General features: G+C 63.4%; 20 protein-coding genes. 16 read left to right on the forward strand and 4 right to left on the reverse strand.

What is annotated here, in order from left to right; genetic code table 11:
- Positions 1-55 precede the first annotated feature (55 nt).
- Together pknB and LRQ04_RS12165 are read right to left on the reverse strand one after the other, a co-directional pair.
- Positions 56-2,110 carry a Stk1 family PASTA domain-containing Ser/Thr kinase gene (gene pknB, locus LRQ04_RS12160; protein WP_235520420.1) on the reverse strand — a complete coding sequence of 685 codons (2,055 nt, stop codon included), beginning with the start codon at positions 2,108-2,110 and terminating at the stop codon, positions 56-58.
- 78 nt (positions 2,111-2,188) lie between these two features.
- Positions 2,189-3,547 carry a lytic transglycosylase domain-containing protein gene (locus LRQ04_RS12165; RefSeq protein WP_235520421.1) on the reverse strand — a complete coding sequence of 453 codons (1,359 nt, stop codon included), beginning with the start codon at positions 3,545-3,547 and terminating at the stop codon, positions 2,189-2,191.
- Between the two features lie 255 nt (positions 3,548-3,802).
- Between LRQ04_RS12165 and LRQ04_RS12170 the strand changes: the two genes are divergently transcribed.
- Positions 3,803-4,156, forward strand: a complete 354-nt coding sequence (locus LRQ04_RS12170; protein WP_235520422.1) for an Rv2175c family DNA-binding protein — start codon at positions 3,803-3,805, stop codon at positions 4,154-4,156.
- Between the two features lie 118 nt (positions 4,157-4,274).
- Here the strand turns inward: LRQ04_RS12170 and LRQ04_RS12175 are convergent, their stop codons facing one another.
- Together LRQ04_RS12175 and LRQ04_RS12180 are read right to left on the reverse strand one after the other, a co-directional pair.
- Complete coding sequence (locus LRQ04_RS12175) at positions 4,275-5,369, reverse strand: polyprenyl synthetase family protein (protein WP_235520423.1); 1,095 nt, start codon at positions 5,367-5,369, stop codon at positions 4,275-4,277.
- On the reverse strand, positions 5,366-5,656 hold the full coding sequence (locus tag LRQ04_RS12180; protein ID WP_235520424.1) for a hypothetical protein: 291 nt from the start codon (positions 5,654-5,656) through the stop codon (positions 5,366-5,368). The genes LRQ04_RS12175 and LRQ04_RS12180 overlap by 4 nt, the downstream gene beginning before the upstream one ends.
- On the opposite strand from LRQ04_RS12180, the gene LRQ04_RS12185 reads away from it, so the two are divergent.
- The 15 genes from LRQ04_RS12185 to LRQ04_RS12255 all read left to right on the forward strand — a co-directional run bounded on the left by LRQ04_RS12185 (position 5,655) and on the right by LRQ04_RS12255 (position 23,005).
- Positions 5,655-5,921, forward strand: coding sequence for a hypothetical protein (locus tag LRQ04_RS12185; protein WP_235520425.1), 267 nt, complete (start codon positions 5,655-5,657; stop codon positions 5,919-5,921). The two genes, LRQ04_RS12180 and LRQ04_RS12185, sit on opposite strands and share 2 nt — an antisense overlap.
- 92 nt (positions 5,922-6,013) lie before the next feature.
- On the forward strand, positions 6,014-7,276 hold the full coding sequence (gene dinB / locus LRQ04_RS12190) for a DNA polymerase IV (RefSeq protein WP_308194926.1): 1,263 nt from the start codon (positions 6,014-6,016) through the stop codon (positions 7,274-7,276).
- Between the two features lie 238 nt (positions 7,277-7,514).
- Positions 7,515-7,883 carry a DUF3040 domain-containing protein gene (locus tag LRQ04_RS12195; protein WP_235520426.1) on the forward strand — a complete coding sequence of 123 codons (369 nt, stop codon included), beginning with the start codon at positions 7,515-7,517 and terminating at the stop codon, positions 7,881-7,883.
- Between the two features lie 467 nt (positions 7,884-8,350).
- Positions 8,351-8,782, forward strand: a complete 432-nt coding sequence (gene mraZ, locus LRQ04_RS12200; protein ID WP_211711325.1) for a division/cell wall cluster transcriptional repressor MraZ — start codon at positions 8,351-8,353, stop codon at positions 8,780-8,782.
- A 166-nt stretch (positions 8,783-8,948) separates the two neighbouring features.
- Positions 8,949-9,947: a 16S rRNA (cytosine(1402)-N(4))-methyltransferase RsmH gene (gene rsmH, locus LRQ04_RS12205; protein ID WP_235520427.1), complete on the forward strand. Its 999-nt coding sequence runs from the start codon at positions 8,949-8,951 to the stop codon at positions 9,945-9,947.
- The gene (locus LRQ04_RS12210) at positions 9,944-10,600 is read left to right on the forward strand and encodes a hypothetical protein (protein ID WP_235520428.1); all 657 of its coding nucleotides are present in this window, start codon (positions 9,944-9,946) and stop codon (positions 10,598-10,600) included. The genes rsmH and LRQ04_RS12210 overlap by 4 nt, the downstream gene beginning before the upstream one ends.
- A gap of 42 nt (positions 10,601-10,642) precedes the next feature.
- Positions 10,643-12,439, forward strand: coding sequence for a penicillin-binding protein 2 (locus LRQ04_RS12215; protein ID WP_235520429.1), 1,797 nt, complete (start codon positions 10,643-10,645; stop codon positions 12,437-12,439).
- A gap of 102 nt (positions 12,440-12,541) precedes the next feature.
- The gene (locus tag LRQ04_RS12220; RefSeq protein WP_235520430.1) at positions 12,542-14,173 is read left to right on the forward strand and encodes a UDP-N-acetylmuramoyl-L-alanyl-D-glutamate--2,6-diaminopimelate ligase; all 1,632 of its coding nucleotides are present in this window, start codon (positions 12,542-12,544) and stop codon (positions 14,171-14,173) included.
- Positions 14,174-14,179: 6 nt separating this feature from the next.
- Complete coding sequence (gene murF, locus LRQ04_RS12225; protein WP_235520431.1) at positions 14,180-15,670, forward strand: UDP-N-acetylmuramoyl-tripeptide--D-alanyl-D-alanine ligase; 1,491 nt, start codon at positions 14,180-14,182, stop codon at positions 15,668-15,670.
- On the forward strand, positions 15,667-16,776 hold the full coding sequence (mraY, locus tag LRQ04_RS12230) for a phospho-N-acetylmuramoyl-pentapeptide-transferase (RefSeq protein WP_235520432.1): 1,110 nt from the start codon (positions 15,667-15,669) through the stop codon (positions 16,774-16,776). The genes murF and mraY overlap by 4 nt, the downstream gene beginning before the upstream one ends.
- Entirely contained in the window at positions 16,758-18,359 is a 1,602-nt protein-coding gene (murD, locus tag LRQ04_RS12235; RefSeq protein WP_235520433.1) for a UDP-N-acetylmuramoyl-L-alanine--D-glutamate ligase, read from the forward strand. Before mraY ends, murD begins: the two co-directional genes overlap by 19 nt.
- A 2-nt stretch (positions 18,360-18,361) precedes the next feature.
- Positions 18,362-19,663 (forward strand): putative lipid II flippase FtsW, encoded by a 1,302-nt coding sequence (gene ftsW / locus LRQ04_RS12240; RefSeq protein WP_235520434.1) that lies wholly within the window; start codon positions 18,362-18,364, stop codon positions 19,661-19,663.
- A 6-nt stretch (positions 19,664-19,669) separates the two neighbouring features.
- On the forward strand, positions 19,670-20,788 hold the full coding sequence (murG, locus tag LRQ04_RS12245) for an undecaprenyldiphospho-muramoylpentapeptide beta-N-acetylglucosaminyltransferase (protein ID WP_235520435.1): 1,119 nt from the start codon (positions 19,670-19,672) through the stop codon (positions 20,786-20,788).
- A complete protein-coding gene (gene murC / locus LRQ04_RS12250; RefSeq protein ID WP_235520436.1) occupies positions 20,785-22,155 on the forward strand; it encodes a UDP-N-acetylmuramate--L-alanine ligase in 1,371 nt (456 codons plus the stop codon). The genes murG and murC overlap by 4 nt, the downstream gene beginning before the upstream one ends.
- The gene (locus LRQ04_RS12255) at positions 22,148-23,005 is read left to right on the forward strand and encodes an FtsQ-type POTRA domain-containing protein (protein WP_235520437.1); all 858 of its coding nucleotides are present in this window, start codon (positions 22,148-22,150) and stop codon (positions 23,003-23,005) included. The genes murC and LRQ04_RS12255 overlap by 8 nt, the downstream gene beginning before the upstream one ends.
- Positions 23,006-23,022 lie beyond the last annotated feature (17 nt).

A 23,022-nucleotide genomic window follows, 5' to 3' on the forward strand; every position in this document is an offset into this window, starting at 1 on the left:
GCAGAAGGCGCGGTCCCTTGATACGGGACCGCGCCTTCTGTTGTCTCGCCAGGTATCAGACGACTGTCAGTGTGATGAGGGAACCCTCTGCCACCTCGATGTTGACAGGGTTCTGATCACGGACAGTCCCGAAGAAGCCGCCCAGGATTTCGTTGATCTTCACCTCGAACCCCAGGTCTTCGAGCTGCTTGCGGGCATCCTTTGCCTGCTTGCCGACGAAGCTGGGAACCTTCACCATCCGCGGTCCATCAGACAAGGTAAGAGTTACAGTGTCTCCCTTGACGAGGTTTCCGCTTGCCGGCGCCTGGGAAAGTACGGCGTCCTTGGGGACCTTCTTGTCATGTACCGCGTCCGGCGCGACCACAGCCTTCAATCCCACGTCCTGGAGCGCCTTGATGGCGGCGTCCTTCGTCAGGCCCCTGACGTCAGGGACGGGAATCGGCTGCGGCCCCTTGGACACCACCAAAGCCACAGGTGTGCCATGCCGCACCTCCTTGCCGGTTGCGGGGTCCTGTGAGATCACGACGCCGGCCGGCACCTTGTCGTCGAAGGCTTCGGTCACGTTGCCAAGCGCCATTTGCGCCGCGTTCAGGGCGGTCTTGGCCTCCGCAAGTGTGCCTCCCGTGAGCGCCGGCAGCGGAAAGAGCTGTGCACCCTTGGAAACGAAGACTGTGACGGATTGGAATTTCCGGACTTCCGCGCCGGATTTGGGCTCCGTTCCCACAGCGTAACCGGGCAGTATGTCGTCGTCGAACACGTCCCGCGGCTCAGACTGGAAGCCGGCTGTGCGGAGCAATTGCTGGGCCTCCGCCACGGTCTTGTTCTTGACGTCAGGGATGGTTCCGGGAGACCCGGGACCCATGCCGAAGAACCACCCGGCAGAGGCGGCCAACAATGCCAGGATGACGATGACGATGGTCCAGATTATGCCGCGGCGGCGTGGGTTGCCTTCCCGTAGTTGGCGGACCGGAGTCGCCGCGGCCCTGGCGCGGTCTTTTGCCTGCTGCCGTTCAATTCTTTTCAGCTCACGCTTGCCGGGCTGGTTCAGTTCGTGGTCGGTGGGATCCTGTGTGGAACGTTGGAGCCCCGTGCCCGCCGCCATGATGGTGGTGGGATTGCGCTGCTGTGAGATGAACTCAGTGGGGGACGCCGTGGTCGCCAGGGCCTCGGTGGGATTTCCGGCCGGACTGCCTAACGGTGCCGTCTCAGGTGCGTAGGCAGGGGAGTGCGGAGCAGGGGCAGGGGACTGCCTGTGGTCCAGCTGCTCATCGGTGAGGGTGGTTCGGATGTGGCGCAGCTCCGTCAACAGGGCAGTGCCGTCGACGGGGCGGTTTTCGGCATCTGTGGCGGTGCACCACTGAACCAGTTCGTCCAGGTCGTCTGCCAGTCCAGGAGCCACGTCCGACGGCCGCCCGACAACGGAGTTGACGTGCTGGTACGCCACCTGGATGGGGGAGTCGCCTGCGTAGGGTTGTTTCCCGGTCAGCATTTCGTACAGCATGATGCCGGCGGAGTAGATGTCGCTGCGGGCGTCAGCGGCCTGGCCCAGAACGAGTTCAGGGGCCAGGTAAGCGACGGTGCCGATCAGGGCGCCCGTGCTGGTGTTGGCTGAGATTGCCCTGGCCAATCCGAAGTCGGCTACCTTGATGCGCCCGTCGTCGGCAATGAGGACGTTCTCGGGCTTGATGTCGCGATGGATCAGTCCGGAGCCGTGGGCGGCGGCGAGTCCTTCAATGACAGGATCGATCAGCGCCAACGCGAGTCGCGGCGGGAGGGCCCCTTGCTCAGTCATGACGTCGCGAAGGGTGTGTCCCTTGACGTATTCCATGACGAGGTAGGCGATATGGCCGTCCTCGCCCTGATCCAGGACCCCCACGATGTGTGGGTGGGAGAGACTGGCGGCGGCCTTGGCTTCGCGGCTCAGGCGTTGCAGGAAAGTGGGATCGTTGGCCAGGTTCGGGTGCAGGACTTTGACGGCTACGTCCCGCTCCAGGCGCTGGTCCGTAGCCAGGTACACGGTGGACATGCCGCCCCTGGCGAGGCGTGAGCGGACCGTATATCGGCCGTCCACGGTTGTCCCGATGAGGTGGTCCTGCGTTGGTTCTTGCACCTTACGATCCTAAACGAGACGGGGAAGGGGCCCGAATCCAGGCAGGATGCGGGCCCCTTCCGAGGTGCTGGGAAAGACCTAGCCGAACGTGCGCTGGCGGGCCTTGATCGACTCGACGTAGCGCTTGGTGTCGTCGTACATTCCGTACTTGCTGACTGAGTACTGGCCTTGGTAATAGCCGGCGATTGCGGTGTCCAGGTCCTTGCTCGTGGCAATGAGCGCCCGAATGATGGCAACGCCTGCGGTGGCGTTGTCGTACGGGTCCAGGAGGTTGAGTTTCCGGCCTACCAAATCGGATGCCCACTGGCCCGAGGATGGGATGACCTGCATGGTGCCGATCGCGTTGGCCGGTGATACGGCCCGCTGGTCAAAGCCTGACTCCTGCTCGGCGAAGGCCAAGGCCAAGGATGGGCTCACACCCATACGCCGCGCGGTGTCGGCCACAATGCCCTTCATTTCGGCGCGGGTGGGCACCGGGGAGGCATTCAGGAGCGCCTTGTTCTCGTTGGCGGAACTGACGACCGCCGGAGGATAGGTGAAACCAAGGAAGGTGCTGGGAACCAGCGGTTTGGTCTCACCCGCGGGCTGGAGGCTGGTGCCCGCGCCGGGAATGGTGAGCTTCTGGCCGGGATAGATCACGGTGGTGGCCGTGACGTTGTTGGCACTCATCAACGCAGCCAGGGAAACGCCGTTCCGTGAGGCGATGGAGCTGAGCGTGTCGCCGGCCTTGATGATGTACGAACCTGCGCCGGTGGTGGGTGCGGGAGCCGGTGTTGCGGGGGCCGAAGGCGCCGTGGGCGCAGCGGGAGCGGACCCGCCACTGACCTTGATCTTCTGTCCCGGGTAAATGATGGAGCTGCCACTGAGGTTGTTCCAGCTGAAAATGCTGGACAACGGCACACCGTGCTTGGCGGCGATGGCACTCAGGGTGTCGCCGGAGACCACCGTGTAGACAGCGCCGTTCCCCGGGGTGCTGGGCGTGCTGGGTGCTGCCGGAGCGGAAGGCTTTGCCGGGGCGGCCGAAGCGGTCCCGGTGAGCTTGATCGTCTGTCCGGGGAAGATCAGCGTGGTTGCTGTGAGCTTGTTCAGTTCCAGCACCGCGTTGGTGTCCAGGTTGAAGCGGCGGGCAATTGCGCTGATGGTGTCGCCGCGGACGATGGTGTAGGTGTCCGGTACCGACGGCGCCATCGGGCGGAGGGCCGCGGGAAGCGTAGCCGCGACGGCCTGGGCCGGTATCACGGTGCCGGTATTGGCTGCCTGGGCCTTCATGGCTGCCGCAAGGGTGGCCGGAATCTTGCGGGGCTGCTGCGGGGCCGGTGCCGCAATTGAAGGTTGCGCCAAGGCCAAAGAGGACAAGACCACGGCGGGAAGCGCAGCCGTGGTTGCCGCAATGACCGGCATGCTCATGGTTCGTTTCGGCGAGCGGGGCGTCGTCATGAAAGTGTCCTCATCTCAACAGCGGGGCGATTGTTAGCGCTGTTGTCAGTGTTACCAATGTTACTGATGTTATCAATGGTGCAAGAGTGATCAGTGTGAATCTCTCACACTTATTCCATCGGCACAACAATTCGGGACGTAATGGATTATGCTTCCCGATTTATCCGACAGAATTGGCGGCCTGCACCGCATCGGCCGGTATCGCCGTCGTCCTCCGGCTAGGCGAGGGGCGGGGCGGCGTGGCAACCTTGTTCCGTGAGTAATGTAGAAAGCCTTGTTTCCGACTGGCTGCCCTTGCCGGATGTCGCCGAACTGCTGGAAGTTTCCATCACCAAGGTCCACGGACTTCTGGACGAGCGGGCCATTGTTGCCATCAGGCGGGGAGAACGGAATGTCCGTTCGATCCCGGCCCTGTTTATTCAGGACGGTCACGTCGTTGACAGCCTGAAGGGGACGGTCGCGGTTCTCAGCGACGCCGGATATACCGACGAAGAGCTGATTGTTTGGCTGTTCACCCCCGACGAGTCGCTGCGGGGGCGGCCCATCGACGCCTTGCGGGAAGGGCGCAAGACCGAGATCAGGCGCCGCGCCCAGTCACTGGCCTGGTAAAGCCGCGCCCCCTGGGGTAAAACACACTTAAACGCGTACGACGACGGTCTCCACCGTCGTCGTACGCGTCATGTTTTGTTGGGGCCGGCTGACTCTGTGGCGCAACGTGCGTCGGCGGTCAGGCCGCGCGGCTCACAGCTGCTTCGGCAAGCTGGCTGAGCGCCGTCAGCGGGACTTCCTGAAGGGGCAATCGCTCCAGGGCTGCAAAGGCCTGCGAGCTGAGTTCGGCAATGAGCGCCTCCGTAGCCTCGAGCGCGCCACTTTCGACAATGATTCGCCTGATCGCTTCCACTTCTTCCGCTCCGAGCCCGGGATTGCCCAAGGTGCGGTCAAGGTAATCGGCTTCGGCTGGGCCGGCCTGGTTGATGGCGAAACCTACAAGGACCGTCCTTTTTCCTTCGCGGAGGTCGTCCCCGGCTGGTTTGCCGGTGGTTTCAGGATCGCCGAAAACTCCCAGGACGTCGTCCCGCATCTGGAAGGCCTCGCCAAGCGGCAAGGAGAACTCCGAGTAGGCCCGTAGGAGCTCCGCCGGGGCTCCCGCCAATGCCCCGCCGAGGGCAAGGGGATGTTCGGTGGAATACTTCGCAGACTTGTACCGGATGATCGACTTCGCCCGGTCCACGGATCCCGCGCGGTCGCGGACGGGTCCTGCCACTTCTTCAAGGATGTCCAGGTACTGGCCGGCCATCACCTCTGCGCGCATGACGTTGAAGATCCCGCGGGCCGGGGTGCCGGACGCCGCACGTGGCCCGATACCGGTGAAGGACTCCTCACTGAAGGACAGGCAGAGATCCCCGGTCAAGATGGCCGCGGCGTCGCCGAATCGCCCGCTGTCCAGGGCCCACCCCTGGGCCTCATGGAGTTGGCTGAATCTCTTATGGACGCTGGGCCCGCCCCGCCGCGTATCAGAACGGTCGATGATGTCGTCGTGGATAAGCGCTGCGGCCTGGAACAGTTCAAGGGCGCACCCGGCCGTGACGATGTCAGGATCGCCGGCACCGCCGCCCGCGCCCCGCCAACCCCAGTAACACATCAGCGCCCTCAGGCGCTTTCCTCCGGTGACCAGCTGGGAAATCGAACCGATGAGTGGTGCGACGTCGGCCGAGACGCCGGCCATGAGGTCCTGCTGGCCCGAAAGGAAGCCGTTGAGTTTCCCGGCAACGGCACTGACGAACTCTGTTTGTTCAGAGGACACCTGGGCGGAAACCGTCACTTGACCGATCCTGCTGCCACATTGGCTCCGATGGTGAAGGTGGAAACACCCTCCTTCTGCCGGATGGAGACGTTGACGGTCTCCCCGTCGCCCCGGATGAAGTCAAGGGAGGTGACATTGCCCACGGCTTCGGGGCCGGGAACCAGCTTGAATCCCTGGGCTTCCAGTGATGCCTTGTAGTAGTCCACCACCCCTTCCGGAGGCGCTTTGACAGTGCCGACGAGCGCAACGTTGGTCAGGGTGTCCTTTTTGTCCACGCTGCTTGAGCGGACCGACGTGTTGGGCATGACTGGAATCAGTTGCTGCGGGAAGCCGGGGACCAAGGCATTCACTGTGGCGGTCGCATCGGGAGCCGGAGCGGTGGTGCCCGGGGATGCTGTGGCTGAGGAGGTGGCGGAGCCGGACGGAGTCGACGCGGCGCTCGATGAGGACGAGGACGACGCCGAAGCCGCGTCGCTTGGGGATGGAGCTGCTGAACCCCCGGTCGACGGTGTGCAGGCTGAGGCCGCCACTGCGACACTTACTGCGAGCAGGGCAAACCCTCGCGTTTGAGGAGTTCCAAAGAGCTTCACAGGGTATCCTTCCTGGGGCTGAGCCGGATTGTGCCTCCAGTTTAGTCAGTGGGCGGGCATAGTATTGCCGTTGTGAGGCAGGAAGCATTCGGTAGCGCCCAAGGTGCCGGCAACGGATCCGCCCGCAGCGCTGGAGATGCCCTGCGGGAACTGAGGCGAACCAGCATACTTCATGTGGACATGGATGCATTTTTTGTCTCGGTGGAACTTCGCAGCCGCCCGGAGCTTCGCGGCAAGCCGGTGATCGTTGGTTTCCCGGCTGAACGTTCGGTGGTCCTGTCCGCCTCGTATGAGGCCCGGGCGACTGGCGTGAAATCCGCGATGCCCATGTCCATCGCCATGAGGCGGTGCCCTTCGGCAGTCATTATCAATCCCCGGCACAAGGTCTACTACGAGGTCTCGGCACAATTGATGGAGATCTTCGCCTCGATCACTGACCTGGTGGAGCCCCTGAGCGTCGACGAGGCATTCCTTGACGTGGGTGGTGCCATCAGGCGGCTGGGAACGCCGCTTGAGATCGGGCACCTGATCCGCCGCAGGGTCGAATCGGAGCTGGGGATTACTGCCTCCGTGGGCATTGCTGCCTCCAAGTTCGTGGCCAAGATCGCCTCAACGCGCTGCAAGCCGGACGGGATCCTGCAAATCAATGCCGATGACACGGTTCCCTACCTGCACAGCCTGCCCGTCAATGCGTTGTGGGGTGTTGGTGGAAAGACCGGAGAAGTCCTGGCCCGGCTGGGTATCCGGACCGTTGCTGATGTCGCCGCGACGCCGCTCGCATCTTTGAGGAAGGTGCTTGGGGCCAGCGGCGAGCACGTCCACCGGCTGTCCATGGGAATAGACCCCCGTCCGGTAACCCCGACACGGCTCGAAAAGAGCATCGGCGCGGAGGAAACGTTTGCAGTGGACACGGGAGATAACGCGTTGCTGCACCGGGAGTTGCTGCGGCTGTCGCATAGGACGGCTTCGCGGCTTCGCAGCTCCGGCATGCTCGCGAGGACTGTTGCCCTCAAGCTTCGCTACTCCGACTTCTCCACTGTTTCGCGGAGCAGGACTGTGCAGACTCCCGTGGACAGCGCCCAGTTGATCTACCAGGTCGCGGTGCAGCTGCTGGAGTCACTGGGGCCGCGATCCATGAGCGTCCGCCTGGTAGGGGTACGGGCTGAGCAACTGGAGCCGGCCGGGCAGACGTCCATGCAGTTGAGCCTTGACCGCAGGGACGATAATTGGCGTGCCGCGGAGCAGGCTCTGGACCGCGTGTCTGAACGCTTTGGTTCCAGGACTTTGCTGCCTGCCCGGCTTTTGGAACCCGGGAAGCCTCCGGCGGGGACCTGATCTCCGGGAGGGCGCCTTGCTCGCCTGATGCGTGTCTTTCAGATCGGCGTCCGACAAACTATCCTATTTATTACAGAGATTTAGATCGTCTGGACAAACTGTTTCCTCAACAGTCGGTCCCCGAATGCCCGCTGAACCCAGAGAGTATTTTGGGAACGATTCCCTTGGTCCGATCGTTTTGGTAACAGACGCACAGGACGCGTTATGTCCAGACGCTGGCTGACTAAAGGAGGTCGCGATGCCCCTCTCGGAGCACGAACAGAAGCTGCTTGAGCAACTGGAGAAGCAACTTCATGAGGACGATCCGAAGTTTGCCAACACAATGGGCTCGGATCCCATACGCAGCTGGTCAACCCGGCATGTGATCATCGGTGTGCTCGGCGCTATCGCAGGTATCCTCCTCCTGCTGGTTGGGGTGTCCATCCAAGCCATTCCCATAGGTGTCCTGGGGTTCGTCGTCATGGGCGCAGGGGTCTACTTCGCCACGTTGCGTGGTTCGGCCTTCGGCAAAGGCGGCAAGGCAAGGCCAGGGAAGGCCAAGCCCAAGAGCACGTTCATGAGCAGTCTCGAAGAACGCTGGGACGAACGCCGCCGCGACGACAACTGAACTCCGGCGTCGTTCGGCCGCCGAAGGCTCACAGCAAGTGATCCAAGCATCTCCTGATTACTGCCAGGGGATAACGAAAGACCCGCCCTGCGGGTCTTTCCGCGTTTAACCGGCCTTTTGCGTCTTCGCTCGCTTGCATACGGCTTATGCCGGTCAGGGCATTCCCTGGCTCCAGATGCGGCACTCCACGTCCCACCACCCAGCCCATCATTTAGTGCCATTACGGCTGTTGGGGCGCCCGTGCGTGCCCCCGGGCTACCGCGGCCCGGGACGGGCCTCCCGCAGCCCTCCACTGTGCTCCCTTCCCCGAAATCCGCGGGTTTAGTGGCCGCTCGAATTTCAAAGTGGTGGAGAAACGTCCAAACGTGCGTTGACTGTGGGGCGTTGTGGAGTAAAGTGGAGAACATAAGAGGGTAGTGGCAGTGTTGGGCATGTGCGGGCACCTTGACTGAGGGGCGGTGGGGCCAGTGTTCTTGGGCACTCACTCACCGCGTCTCGACGAAAAGGGCCGAATCATTCTTCCCGCCAAGTTCCGTGAGGAGCTTGCCGAGGGACTGGTCCTCACCAGGGGCCAGGAGCGCTGCATCTACGTCTTCAGCCAGAAGGAATTCGAGCGCATTCACGAGTCGATGCGGGAGGCACCACTGTCCTCCAAGCAGGCTCGCGACTACATCAGGGTTTTTCTGTCTGGGGCCTCGGACGAAGTACCAGACAAGCAGGGGCGCGTGACGATTCCGCCGGCGCTCCGGACGTATGCCGGCCTCGGTCGGGAACTGGCAGTGATTGGTGCCGGTACCCGAGCGGAGATCTGGGATGCAGAAGCTTGGAATGAGTACCTCAACGAGAAGGAAGCAGCCTTCTCGGAAACGGATGACGACAATCTGCCCGGGTTCTTCTAACCGGGCTGAGTGAGCAGGGATCCCGCTTCTTGGATGGGATCTCCAGCCGCCCATTGGACAGTCTTCCTGGCTCAACTTCCCCTGAGCCAGGCCGGCAGGACAATAGGCGCGGATGGGGATCCGATTCAAGAATCAGCGTGCAAGCACTAAGGAAAGAGGAGGCAGCGTGGAAGAGCAGGACGCGGCAAAGCCCACATCGGAGCGCCACGTGCCCGTCCTGAAAGACCGCTGCATCAACCTGCTGGCCCCTGGCTTCGAAGCCGCGAGGAAGCTGGGCAGGACGCCGGTTGCCATCGACGCCACGCTGGGCATGGGTGGCCACTCCGAGGCGATGCTCCAGCGCTTTCCCGATCTTCACCTTGTTGGCATCGATCGCGACGAAGAGGCCCTCTCCCTCGCCGGGGCCCGCTTGGAACCGTTCTCGAACAGGACAGACCTTGTCCACGCCGTCTACGACGAGATCGAGGACGTTCTCGCCGATCTCGGCATTCCGGAGGTGCACGGCATCCTCATGGACCTGGGGGTTTCCTCCCTGCAGCTGGACGAGCGTGAACGCGGTTTCGCCTACTCCTACGACGCTCCGCTGGACATGCGGATGGACACCAGCCGTGGCCAGACAGCAGCAGATGTGGTGAACAACTACAGCGAAGACGAGCTGGTGCGCATTATCCGCAAATGGGGTGAGGAAAAGTTTGCCGGCCGGATCGCCAACAGGATCGTCAGCGCCCGGGCCGAAAAACCCTTTGCCACAACTGGGGAACTGGTGGAGCAAATACGCAGCGTAGTACCCGCCGCCGCTGCCAAAAGTGGGGGACACCCCGCGAAGCGAACGTTCCAGGCCCTGAGGATCGAAGTCAACGAAGAACTCGACGTCCTGGAGAGAGCGGTGCCGGCCGCCGTTGCTTCCACGGCCATGGGCGGACGGATCGTGGTGATGTCCTACCACTCCCTGGAGGACAAGATCGTCAAATCTGTCTTCCAGTCCGGATCGAAGTCCTCCGCACCACTCGGCTTCCCGGTTGAGCTCGAAGAGCATAAACCCGAACTCAAGACCATCACCAAGGGCACGGAAGTGCCCACAGCAGCAGAAATCGCTGAAAACCCCCGTGCGGCATCTGCCCGCCTCAGGGCAGTGGAGCGTATCAAACCAAGGAGAGACGCATGAGCAGCGCCGCAGCGAAGACATCGCCCTCCGTAGTGGGCAACACGGCACGCGCCTTGCCGGTTCCTGCGGGAAAGCCGGACGCGCCGAGGAAGGCCCGTACGCCGCTCTCGTTGGTCCGCAGTGCGCCTGGAAAGCGGAGGACGCCCTTCGTCGTGCTGTGCTTCGTGGCCATGGCAGCTGCACTGCTGACCGTCCTGGTGCTCAACATTTCAGTGTCCACAGCGCAGTATCAACTGGTGCAGCTCAAAGCGGAAGCCGCGTCCCTTAACAAGGAGAACCAGGATCTGACACAGAAGAAGCAGAACTACGAGGCTCCGCAGAATCTGGCCGCGAAGGCTGCAGAATTGGGAATGGTACCGTCCACGGCGAAAGGCCAGATCGATGTGGACACCATGACAGTTACGGGAAAGGCGACTCCTGCGGTTAAGGGGGACAAACCCGGTGCGCAGCTCGCTCCTCCCGCTGTGGCAGGAATGCTTGATGTTGTTCCGTCGGTGACTACCAAGGACCCGCTGGAGAACCTCAAGCCAGTAACACCGGCCGCTCCGGCTCCCACGCCTGCCGCTCCGGCGGCTGGGACAGCAGCAACCCCGCCGGTGGAACTGCACGGGGGATCGGTACCTGCTCCGCAGCAGAAGGCACCAGGGCAGTAGTCCATCAGTCCATTGAATTAAGGCCAGCAGCAAGGAATCCACGTGGCGCAGAACCCCGGCACATCGAAAAAACCGAAGACGCCGGCGGCAAGGAAGCGGCTGCGTGTTGGCCTTGGCATCATGCTGACGCTGTTGCTTGTAGTGGGCGGCAAGCTGTTCATGGTGCAGGGACTTGACGTGGGCGGAATGGCCGAAGCCGCCCTTGCGAGCCGGCTGACACCCCAGGTATTGCCCGCCGAACGGGGCAAGATTGTGGATTCCAAAGGCACGGTCCTGGCCAGCAGCGTGATTCGCTACAACATCGTGGTGGACCAGGTCCAGAACACCAACACGGCTTCGTTCAAGCGCTATAACGAGAAGACCGAAGAACTCGACGTCGTCACCCGGGACCAGGGAATCTCCGAACTGGCTGCCCTGCTGGGAGCCGACGAGGGCAAAGTCCGTGACGCCCTGACCGGCGACAAGAAGTATGCGGTGGTGGCCAAGGACGTCAAACCGGAGCTCGAAGACCGGATTTCCAAACTCCTGATTCCTGGAATCGTGGCCGAAGGTGTCAGCAAGCGGGTTTATCCCAATGGCAGCGTGGCCGGCGGAGTCATAGGGTTCCTGCAGGACGGCACCAGCGGTCAGGCCGGCATCGAGCAGACACAGGATGATGTGCTGCGTGGCACCGAGGGAAAGCGCGTCTTTGAAATTGGTGCAGATGGCCTCCGGATTCCGGTGGCAACGGACGAGCTGACCCCTGCCGTGGACGGCAGCGACGTCAAACTGACCCTCAACACCGACATCCAGTATTTTGCCCAGCAAGCGATTCAGAACCAGGTCGACAAGCTCAGCGCCGAGTGGGGCGTGATCATCGTCATGGACACCAAGACCGGAAACCTCATCGCATTGGCCGACACCAACGCACCCGATCCGAATGATCCGGGCAAGGTCGATGCCAAGGACCGCGGCGTCCGCTCGGTGACAGCCGCCTACGAGCCGGGTTCTGTGGAGAAGATGATCACCGCCGCGGCTGTCATCGAAGAGGGCAAGTCCAACCCGCTGGACCATTTCACTATCCCGCCGTCGTACACCATCGATGGCCAGACCTTCACTGACGCGTTCGAGCACGGCACCGAGGAGCGGACATTGGCCGGCATCCTGGGCTGGTCCATGAATACCGGAACCGTGATGGCAGGCAGCCGCCTGACCAAAGAGCAGCGTTATGACTGGCTCAAGAAGTTCGGCGTGGGGGAGCAGACCGACATCGGCCTCCCTGCCGAGGCAACCGGCATCCTCGCCAAGCCGGAGCAGTGGGATGACCGCCAGCAGTACACAGTGCTCTTTGGGCAGGGCGTGTCGCAATCGACGCTGCAGACCGTCCGTGCATACCAGAGCATCGCCAACAACGGCGTCATGCTCCAGCCCAGGCTCATTGACAGCTACATTGCCCCCGGCGGGGAAGAGCACAAGGTTCCCGCCAAGGACCCCCGCCAGGTCGTTTCCAAAGAGACGGCGAAACAGGTTCAGGACATCCTGGAAAGTGCCGTGACCGAGGGCCAGATCAAAGATGCGGCCATCGACGGTTACCGCGTCGGTGCCAAGACGGGAACGTCCCAGGCGCCCCGTGAGGACGGTTTGCCCGGCTTCGATGGTTACACGGCCTCAATGGTGGGTATGGCTCCCATGGAGGATCCCCGTTTCATCGTGGAAGTGGTGCTCCAGCGCCCCAAGGGAAGCATCTATGGCATCACCAACGGGCCGGTGTTCCGTTCCGTTATGGCACAGGTCCTCCGGACGTACAACGTGCCGCCGTCAACGGGCACCCCCGCGCGGCTGCCCCAGTTCGTCAAGTAAGCTTTTTGGGCGTCTGTTTCGGCCAAATATCGATCCACCACTAACGGCCCGGGCGCCGCTGGCCCCCGGCCGGTCGTTCCACGAGCACCAACGGAGAACCACGTGTCAGAGCACAATCAGGCAGATGTCCAAGCCAGCACCCCGGATTCCGGCAGATCGGGCTTCCGGCCCGGGTCCGTTGCTGCGGTGTCCTTGGCCACCATTGCTGAGTCGCTCGGGCTTGCGGCCCCGGACGCCAGCCGTGAGGCCGGCGTGACCGGTATTTCCCTCAATTCGAAGACCGTCGAGGCCGGGGACCTGTACGTTGCCTTGCCGGGTGCCTCGCGGCACGGCGCCGACTTCGTGGCGCAGGCGATCGACGGCGGCGCCGTCGCTGTGGTGACGGACGACGCCGGGGCACGCCAGCTTGCCCTGGCCGGTGAGCAGCCAGTGCCCGTACTGGTCGTCGACCAGCCGCGTACCGTCGTCGGACGCCTGGCTGCACTGATTTACCGTAGCCAGCCCGCCGAGGGTGGTTTCCCCTCCTTGTACGGTGTCACCGGCACCAACGGGAAAACCACCACCACCTACTTCATTAATTCGCTGTTGCGTGCCCTCGGGAAGAAGCCCGGGCTTATCGGCACCATCGAGATCGTCGCCGGCGCAGAGCCTATCCCCAGTCTCCTGACCACGCCCGAATCCACGGACGTCCATGCGCTGCTTGCACTGATGCGCGAACGCGGGCTCGATGCCGCCTCCATGGAAGTTTCATCGCATGCCATCGCCTACCACCGGGTAGACGGAGTGATGTTCGAAGTAGCTGGCTTCACCAACCTCACCCAGGACCATTTGGACCTGCACGGAAGCATGGAAGAGTACTTCCGCACCAAGGCTGAGTTGTTCACCAGCGGCAGGGCCCGACGCGCCGTGGTCACGGTTGACGATGCCTGGGGACGCAAGCTGGCCGATACCGCCGATGTTCCGGTGACCACTCTCTCGGCCAAGGGCGCCGACGCCGACTGGAGCGTTGCGTCCAGCACCGCACGCGGACTCGGCTCGGAATTCGAACTCAGGCACACCGACGGACGTGCCCTGCGCGTCCACACCGGCCTGCCCGGCGGCTTCAATGTGGCCAACGCCGCACTGGCCACCATCATGGTCCTGGAGTCTGGCGTCGACGTGAAGGAGCTTCAGTCTGCCCTGGACTCCCACGATCCTTTCACCGTGGACGTTCCCGGCCGCATGCAGCTCGTCTCCACCGCACCTGCCTCCGTTGTTGATTTTGCCCACAATCCTGATGCCCTTGCCCGTGCCTTGGAAGCGGTTCGCTCGCCCAAGGAGGGATCGCGCGTGATCGTGGTCTTCGGTGCCACAGGCCAGCGGGACCAAGGTAAGAGGCCGACCATGGGCGCCATCGCGGCGCGCCTGGCCGATGTCGTGATTGTCAGCGATGACGATCCCCACGACGAAGATGCGGCGGCAATCCGCGCCGACGTCATGCAGGGCGCCGTGGCGGCACGTGACGCCGAGGGCTTGGCGTGCGAAATCATCGAGTCCTACCCAAGGGATGCTGCCATCCGGTTGGCCGTCGACGAGGCAACAGCGGAAGACACGATCCTTATCGCCGGCCGCGGCCACGAGGTCTGGCAGGAAGTCAAGGGAGTGAACCTGGCGCTGGACGACAGGGTGGAGTTGCGCGCCGCCTTGACATCCAAGGGATTCAGCGTTTCAACAGACCAGCGGATAGAGTCCTAAACCGAGATGATTGCACTTACTGCGGCGGAAATCGCCGACATCACCCATGGCCGCTTGACCGGAGCTCCGGACATCGTGCCCACCTCCGTCGTCACTGATTCACGGGAGGCAACCCCGGGTTCGCTGTACGTTGCCAAGCCCGGCGAGCACGCCGATGGCCACGACTTCGTCGATGCTGCCTTCGAACGCGGCGCCGTCCTTGTCCTTGCCGAACACGAAGTCGCCGGTCCGGACGGAAACCCGATTCCCGCCGTCGTGGTTGAGGACGCGGTCCTTGCGATGGGCGCGTTGGCGGCCGAAGCCGTCCGCCGGATTCGCGCAGCGAGGCAGCAGCGCGGCGAGGAAACCACGGTCATCGGCATCACCGGGTCCGCGGGCAAGACCACCACCAAGGACCTCTTGGCGGGCGTGCTGTCCACTGCGGGACCTACAGTTGCGCCACAGGGTTCCTACAACGGCGAGGTCGGCGTACCGCTGACCGTCTTCTCCGCTGATGAGAACACCCGCTTCCTGGTCATCGAAATGGGCGCCACCGGTATTGGCCACATCAAGTATTTGGCAGACATGGTCAAGCCTGACATTGGCGTTGTCCTGGTGGTCGGCACTGCTCACGCTGGTGAATTCGGCGGCGTGGAAAACATTGCCAAAGCCAAGGGCGAGATGGTGGAGGCCCTCAGCGAGAATGGCACCGCGGTGATCAATCTCGACGACGGCCGCGTCGCCGCCATGCGCTCACGGACGAAAGCCAAGGTCCTGGGTTTCACTGCCTCACCGGCCACCACCGAAGAGGTGGAGGCCAGGAACGTGGTTGTCAATGACCAGGGCTACCCGGACTTCGACCTCATACTTCCCGACGGCGGCCCCGCCGTTCAGGTGCGCAGCCGGCTGATCGGTGGCCATCACGTGACCAACCTGTTGGCGGCAGCCGCCGCAGCTTTCGCGGCCGGAATTCCGGCCGCTGACATCGCTTCCTCGCTCAGCTCGCAGTCCGCGGCCAGCCGCTGGCGCATGGAACGGACAGAGCGCGAAGACGGCGTCACCATCATCAACGACGCGTATAACGCCAACCCCGAATCCATGCGCGCGGCCCTGCGGACGCTCGCCGACCTTGGACAGGGCAGGAGAACCTGGGCTGTCCTGGGCGCCATGCTCGAGCTGGGGGAGGACTCCATCCGTGAGCATACGGCCGTGGGCACCCAGGTGGTGCGCCTGAACATTTCCAGGCTTGTCGTAGTGGGTCGGGAAGCCCGGGCCCTCTACGTCTCCGCGATCCAGGAAGGGTCCTGGGGGGACGAGTGCTCATTCACCGAAACCGTGGAGGAGGCCTACGAGCTCCTGCGCAACGAGTTGAAACCCGGTGACCTGGTCCTCTTCAAGTCCTCCAATGGGGTGGGCCTGCGGCATTTGGGTGATCGGATAGCATTACCTCCACGGGCCGAGCCCACCGGAGACACCGCGGACGAAGCTTCCGCAAGCGAAGGGAACGAGCTGCTGTGATTGCACTTTTGATCGGCGCCGGCGTCGCCCTCCTGGTCGCCCTCATCGGGACGCCCTTGTTCATCAAGTTCCTTGTGGCCAAGAGCTACGGCCAGTTCATCCGCGACGACGGACCGACATCGCACCACACCAAGCGCGGCACACCCACTATGGGCGGGACCGTGGTGGTGGCTGCTGTCCTCATCAGTTACTTTGCTACCCACCTGGTCATGTGGATGATGAATCCCCGCTCTCCGGGACCATCCGCCTCCGGGCTGCTTCTGCTGTTCCTTATGGTCGGCATGGGCTTTGTGGGCTTCCTCGATGACTACATCAAGATTTCCAACAAGCGGAGCCTGGGCCTCAATGCCCGGGCCAAGCTGATCCTGCAGGCAGCCGTCGGCATCATCTTCGCGATCCTGGTCCTGCAGTTCCCCAACGAAAACGGGCTCCGCCCAGCCTCGACCCAGATCTCCCTCGTGCGGGACATTCCCTGGCTTGACCTTGCCTTCGGTGGCACCGTGGTTGGCGCCATCCTGTTCGTGCTCTGGTCCAACCTGATCATCACCGCTGCCACCAACGGCGTGAACCTCACCGACGGACTCGACGGTCTGGCGGCGGGCGCATCCATCATGGTCTTTGGCGCCTACACCATCATGGGAATCTGGCAAAGCAACCAGGCTTGTGGATCCCCGCGCGAGGCAGGAAGCGGCTGTTACCAGGTTCGCGACCCCATGGACCTGGCCCTGCTGGCTGCCATTCTCAGCGCGGCCCTGGTGGGTTTCCTCTGGTGGAACACGTCACCGGCAAAGATCTTCATGGGAGACACCGGCTCCCTGGCCATTGGCGGAGCCGTTGCAGCCTTCGCCATTCTCTCCCGTACCGAGCTCCTGCTGGCCCTCATCGGCGGCCTCTTCGTGCTGATCACCTTGTCCGTGATCATCCAGGTGGGCTTCTTCAAGCTCAGCGGTGGCAAGCGTGTCTTCAAGATGGCGCCCCTGCAACACCACTTTGAATTGAAGGGCTGGGCCGAAGTGACGGTAGTGGTCCGGTTCTGGATCCTTGCCGGGCTCTTCGTGGCCGCAGGCTTGGGAGTTTTTTACGCTGAATGGGTGGTACTGCTGTGAATGAAAGCCCGGAATCAATCGCGTCCGCCGAAGATTCAGTCGCTGACAGGCTGGACGGACTCACCAGCTGGGACGCCGACTGGAGCGGCCTGCGCGTAGTGGTCACGGGGATTGGCGTGTCAGGCTTCTCAGCCGCCGACACCCTGATCGAGCTCGGCGCGAAAGTGGTGGTGGTTGATGCTGCCACGACAAGCCGTGCAAAAGCCCAGGCCGACACCCTGAAAATCGTGGGTGCCGTCGACGTGCTGTTGGGCGAGGAAGCGGTCAACACCCTTCCCCTGATCGACGGCGAACTTCCCGAGCTTGTTGTGACATCGCCTGGCTGGCGGCCGGACCAGGCCCTCCTGGCCGCGGCCAAGCGCAAGCACATTGCCGTGTGGGGCGATGTTGAGCTTGCCTGGCGCCTGCGCGTCCGGGCGGGACACAAAACAGCCGATTGGCTCGCCATCACCGGCACCAACGGCAAAACGACCACTGTTGGCATGACGGAATCCATGCTTCAAGCAGCCGGGCTGAAGGCCATCGCCGTCGGCAACGTAGGCACCCCGATCCTCGATGCCCTCCGGGATCCCGTGGACTACGATGCCTTCGCGGTCGAGCTCTCCAGTTTTCAGCTGCACTGGAGCCACTCACTGTCACCGGTGGCGAGCGTTTGCCTCAACGTGGCCGAAGACCACGTGGACTGGCATGGTTCGTATGCCTCGTACCTCGCTGATAAGGCCAAAGTGTACGAGAACACCCAGAAAGCTGCCGTCTACAACGCGGAGCAGATCGAAACCGAGCGGATGGTGGAGAATGCGGACGTCGTAGAAGGCTGCCGTGCCATCGGGTTCACCACCAACACCCCGTCGATCAGCATGCTGGGCGTGGTGGATGGTCTCTTGGTGGACCGTGCCTTCATTGCCGAACGCAAGGACTCCGCCGCCGAGCTCGCCGCCATGTCCGATCTCGGTCCGGTGGCTCCGCGCCACATGGTGGCCAACGCCTTGGCCGCCGCCGCGCTGGTCCGCGCGTACGGGGTTGAGCCGGCAGCAGTGAAGCAGGGCCTGGCCAACTACCTGCCGGGCGCCCACCGCATCCAGTTGGTGGCCAAACACAACGACATCCTCTGGATCAACGATTCAAAGGCCACCAATCCGCACGCTGCCTCCGCGGCACTTTCGGCCTTCCAGAACGTCGTGTGGATTGCCGGTGGCCTCTCCAAGGGCGTCAACTATGACGACCTGGTCAAAGAGCATGCCCGCCGCCTGAAGGCAGTGGTGCTGATAGGTACCGATACTGAAGCACTGGAAGGCTCCCTGCAGCGACACGCAGCGGATGTCCCCGTGATCGTGCAGCCCAAGGGCGACACTGAAAGGGTGGAGACCGCAGCCGGTAATGCCGCGTCGCCTATCTACGGCGAGGCTGTCATGGCCCAAGCCGTCGCTGCTGCTGCCACTGTTGCAGCGCCAGGCGACACCGTGCTCATGGCACCGGCGGCAGCATCCATGGATCAGTTCTCTTCCTACGCTCACCGTGGCGACGCTTTCGTCCAAGCAGTTCGCGAGCTTGTGGAAGGGCAGGCACCGACCACCGAGGAGTAACAATGGTCAGCACGCCCACCCGCACCCGCGGCAAAGCGCCACGGGACGGGAAACCCGAGGCGTCGCCCGCGTCGGCGAAGAAGCCTTCCGGGCTCCGCCGGCTCCTGCGCAACTTTTGGGACAGCCTCGAGGGCAAGGACAGGGCTCCGAACAGCTCCACCTATTACCTGATCCTCGGTTGCGCCCTGGCACTGACGGCCATCGGTGTCATGATGGTCCTCTCCGCTTCCAGTGTCGAGGCAATTTCCGAAGGCAAGTCACCCTACGCCGATGCCCTGAAGCAGGCCATGTTCGGAGTCCTGGGTGCTTTGGCCATGTACGTCATCTCGCGAACCAACGTGAACTGGATGAAACGGTTGTCATGGTGGGCACTTGGCGCTGTGGTGGTTCTCCTCGCGCTCGTCCAGGTCATGGGCAACAGCGTCAACGGCAATAAGAACTGGATCGACATCGGCGGCGTGACGCTCCAACCCTCCGAGACGGCCAAATTGGTCCTCTGTGTCTGGATCGCCGCCGTGCTGGCCCGCAAGCAGAAGCTCCTGCATCGTTGGTGGCACGTCATCATTCCAGTCGTTCCAGGCGCAGGGCTGGTGATCGCCCTGGTGATGCTCGGAAACGACCTCGGAACGGTGATTGTTATTGCCGCCATCACGGCGGCGGGGCTCTTCTTCGCCGGCGTTCCCGGCAAGATGCTTGCCCTCGCCGGCGCAGTCGGGGTCGCGGGCGCCATCCTGGGGACCGTCAGCAGCGCGAACCGGATCTGTCGTATCACCTCCTGGCTTGGTACTGCCTCCGCCTCCTGCAAGGCCGATTTCGATTTCGACTTCCAATCCACCAACGGCATGTACGGCCTGGCACAGGGAAGTTGGACCGGTCTGGGCCTCGGACAAAGCCGGCAGAAGTACAACTGGCTTCCCGAAGCACACAATGACTTCATCTTCGCCATCATCGGCGAGGAACTGGGCCTGGTGGGCACCATTGTGGTCCTGGTCCTTTTCGCGATCCTTGGCATCGCCATCTTCCGCGTCGTGGTCCGGCAGACGGACCCGTTCCAGCGCACGCTCGCTGGCGGCATCATGGTGTGGCTCCTGGGCCAGGCAAGCATGAACATGGCGGTCGTCACCCAGCTGCTTCCCGTCGTCGGGGTTCCACTGCCGTTCATCTCGTACGGTGGTTCTGCGCTGGTGATGTCCCTATGTGGCGTGGGCGTAGTCTTGTCCTTGGCCCGAAGCCAGTTGCCGCCGCAGCAGCGGCCCCGTTTCCTCCCGCGCCGTTCTCCGAAAACCGCACGAAAGCGTACTTAGCACTTCATGACTCCTGAATCCCTTACTGCCCGCAAGCCCCTGTCCGTTGTCCTGGCCGGCGGCGGAACGGCAGGGCACATCAGCCCCCTGCTGGCTATCGCTGATGCCTTGAGGGACAGGCGACCCGACGCCGCCATCATGACTGTCGGTACGCCGTCGGGCATGGAAACCCGGCTCGTGCCGGCCGCCGGCTACGAGCTGTCAACGATCGACCGGGTCCCGTTTCCGCGGCGACCTTCCGCCGACCTGCTGAGGCTTCCCGGGCGCATGGGTGCCGCGATCAAGCAGGCCCGGCGAATCCTGACTGATGCGGACGCGGATGTCCTGGTGGGAGTGGGCGGCTACGTTTGCACACCCATGTATCTGGCAGCCCGGAAACTGGGGATCCCCATAGTCATCCACGAGGCCAACATGAAGGCCGGCTTGGCCAACAAGGTGGGCGCGAGGTTCACCGAATATGTGGCTGTCGCCTTCTCCGGGACCCGCCTCCGGGGCGCACGGCACGTAGGCATGCCCATGCGTCGTGCCATCTCCGGACTCAACCGGGCCGCGGCAGCTCCTGCGGCCAAGGCGTCGTTGGGTTTGGACCCGGTGCAACCGACGCTGATTGTCACCGGTGGGTCATCCGGCGCCCAGAGCATCAACCGTTCCATCGCCGCCTCCTTGCCGGCACTGGCTGCGGCCGGGATCCAGACATTGCACATCACCGGCAACGGCAAGTCGGTATTGGACGACGACGGCGGTCTCCTCGCCGCTCCCGGCTACCGGCAAGTGGAGTACGTCGACGGGATGGAGAACGTCTATGCCGCTGCCGATGTCCTGTTGGCCCGCGCGGGCGCCGGGACGGTCAGCGAAGTGGCTGCCGTGGGAGTTCCTGCGGTGTTCGTGCCCTTGCCCATCGGGAACGGAGAGCAGGCCTTGAATGCTGCTCCCTTGGTGGACGCCGGGGGAGCCCTCTTGGTTGACGACAAAGACCTGAGTCCGGCGTGGCTGGAAACGGAACTCATTCCGCTTCTGTCGGACCCAGCACGGCTCAGCGACATGGCCCGCAAGTCCGAGGCCCTTGGTATCAGAAACGCCGATCAGCGCATGGCTGATCTTGTCTTGGAAGCGGTATCCGCATGACCAACAGCATCGCCCCCCTCGAGTCCCTCGGCCGTGTCCACTTCATTGGCATCGGCGGCGTGGGTATGTCCGCCGTGGCCCGGATCATGGTGGCGCGGGGTGTGCCCGTCAGCGGCACGGACGCCAAGGACCTGCCCGTCATGCATGACCTCGCCGCGGCGGGTGCCCGTATTGCAGTGGGCTATGACGCCGGGAACCTGGGCGATGCCCAAACCATCGTGGCCGGTTCGGCAATCCGCGCGGATAACCCTGAACTGGCCGCCGCGAGGGCTGCGGGACTGCCTGTCCTGCACCGGTCCGAGGCGTTGGCAGCCACCATGGCCGGGCACCGCGTGGTCACGGTGGCCGGCACGCATGGCAAGTCCACCACCACCTCCATGATCGCGGTCCTGCTCAAGGAAGCGGGGCTTGACCCCTCTTTCGCCATTGGCGCCAATGTCCCGGCCCTGGGTGTCAATGCCGCCCATGGAGCCTCGGATATCTTCGTGGCGGAGGCCGACGAGTCGGATGGCTCCTTCCTGAATTACCGCCCCCTCATTGCTGTTGTCACCAACGTCGAAGCCGACCATCTGGACCATTACGGCACGCCCGAGGCCGTGTTCGCTTCCTTCGACAATTTTGCCGCGCTCCTGCCGGCCGATGGAGTGCTGCTGGCTTGCGCTGATGACGCCGGTGCCCGCGCCCTGGCGGAACGCACAACCGCGAAGGGGGCCACCCGCGTTCTCACATATGGAACAGCGGACGACGCCGACATCAGGCTTCACGACGACGGTCCGGGTGCCGTGACGGTAGCGGTTGGCGCCGATACCCACTCGCTGGACCTTCAGGTACCGGGGCGGCACAACGCGCTGAACGCGGCAGCCGCGTTCGCGGTCGCCGTCGAACTTGGTGTGGCCCCCGAAGCAGCGGCAGCGGCACTGGGGCATTTCACCGGAGCCTCGCGAAGGTTCGAACTCAAGGGAGAAGGCAGGGGAGTGCGGGTCTACGACGACTACGCCCACCACCCCACGGAAGTCCGCGCTGCCCTGTCGGCCGCGCGTTCCGTAGCCGGTGGCAGCAGAGTTCACGTCCTCTTCCAGCCGCACCTGTTTTCCCGGACGCGTGAATTCGCCACCGAGTTCGCAGAGGCACTGGCCGCGGCTGACACTGCCCTGGTCCTGGATATCTATCCAGCCCGCGAAGACCCTGTTCCGGGCGTCACCAGCGCATTGATCGCCGATCATTTGACCAACGGCCGCCTTGTGGGGGCCAACGAGGCCGTGGAAGCAGTGGTTGCTGCGGCAGCTGAGGGCGACGTGGTCCTGACGGTAGGGGCGGGCGACGTCACGGCTTACGGGCCAGCGATCGTTGGAGCCCTGGGTGGCTAGCACCCGCAAACCGACGTTCAGGCCCGGGGCGGACTCGCCCGTGGGCAAGGCCGGCGGTCCGCGCAGCGAGGGCCCGGGCGGTGTCATCAGCGCCCAACGGTCCGTCGAGCCTGAAGAAAAAACGTCGGATAACGTCATTGCGTTTCCGGAGCCAAAGGGGAAACGCAAGCGAAGAATCGTGCTGTGGACGGTCTCGCTTGTCGTGGCCTTCGTTGCCGTGCTCATGGCGGCGGCGGTCTTTTCCCCGGCCCTTGCCGTTCGGACCATCACCGTGGACGGCACCACGCTCCTGACACCTGATGCCGTCCAAAAAGCGCTGTCAGGCCTGGACGGCAAACCGCTTCCACAAGTCAACGAGAAGGAAGTCAACGAGCTCCTGAAGCCGTTGATCCAGGTCCGGTCGGCCACCATCGAGGCGCGGCCGCCGTCGGAGTTGTTGGTGCACGTCAACGAACGGGTACCTGTGGCCTTGTTGAAACAGGGTGACAGCTATGTGATGGTCGACGTCGACGGCGTGCAGCTGGGTGCCACCAAGGACCAGGCCGCTGTGGCTTTGCCCTTGATCGACGCTGGCGCCGGCGCAACCAACACGGAGTTGTTCAAGGCGATAGCCGCCGTTTTGGACACACTGCCTCCCGACGTCCTGGCCCGCATGTCCACAGCATCCGCAGCGTCCCCGGATGCGGTTGAACTAAAACTCGTGGACGGAAAGACGGTAGTGTGGGGCAATGCCGAGGACAGGGAACTGAAGGCGAAGGCACTTGAAGCGCTGCTGAAGATGCCTGCGGACCCGAAGGTACCCGTGAGCGTTTACGACGTCAGTGTCCCGCGGCATCCGTTCACCAAATAGAGCAGCACAGGGAAAGT

Origin of the sequence: Paenarthrobacter sp. AR 02, assembly GCF_021538675.1 — a bacterium.
Taxonomy (GTDB): domain Bacteria; phylum Actinomycetota; class Actinomycetes; order Actinomycetales; family Micrococcaceae; genus Arthrobacter.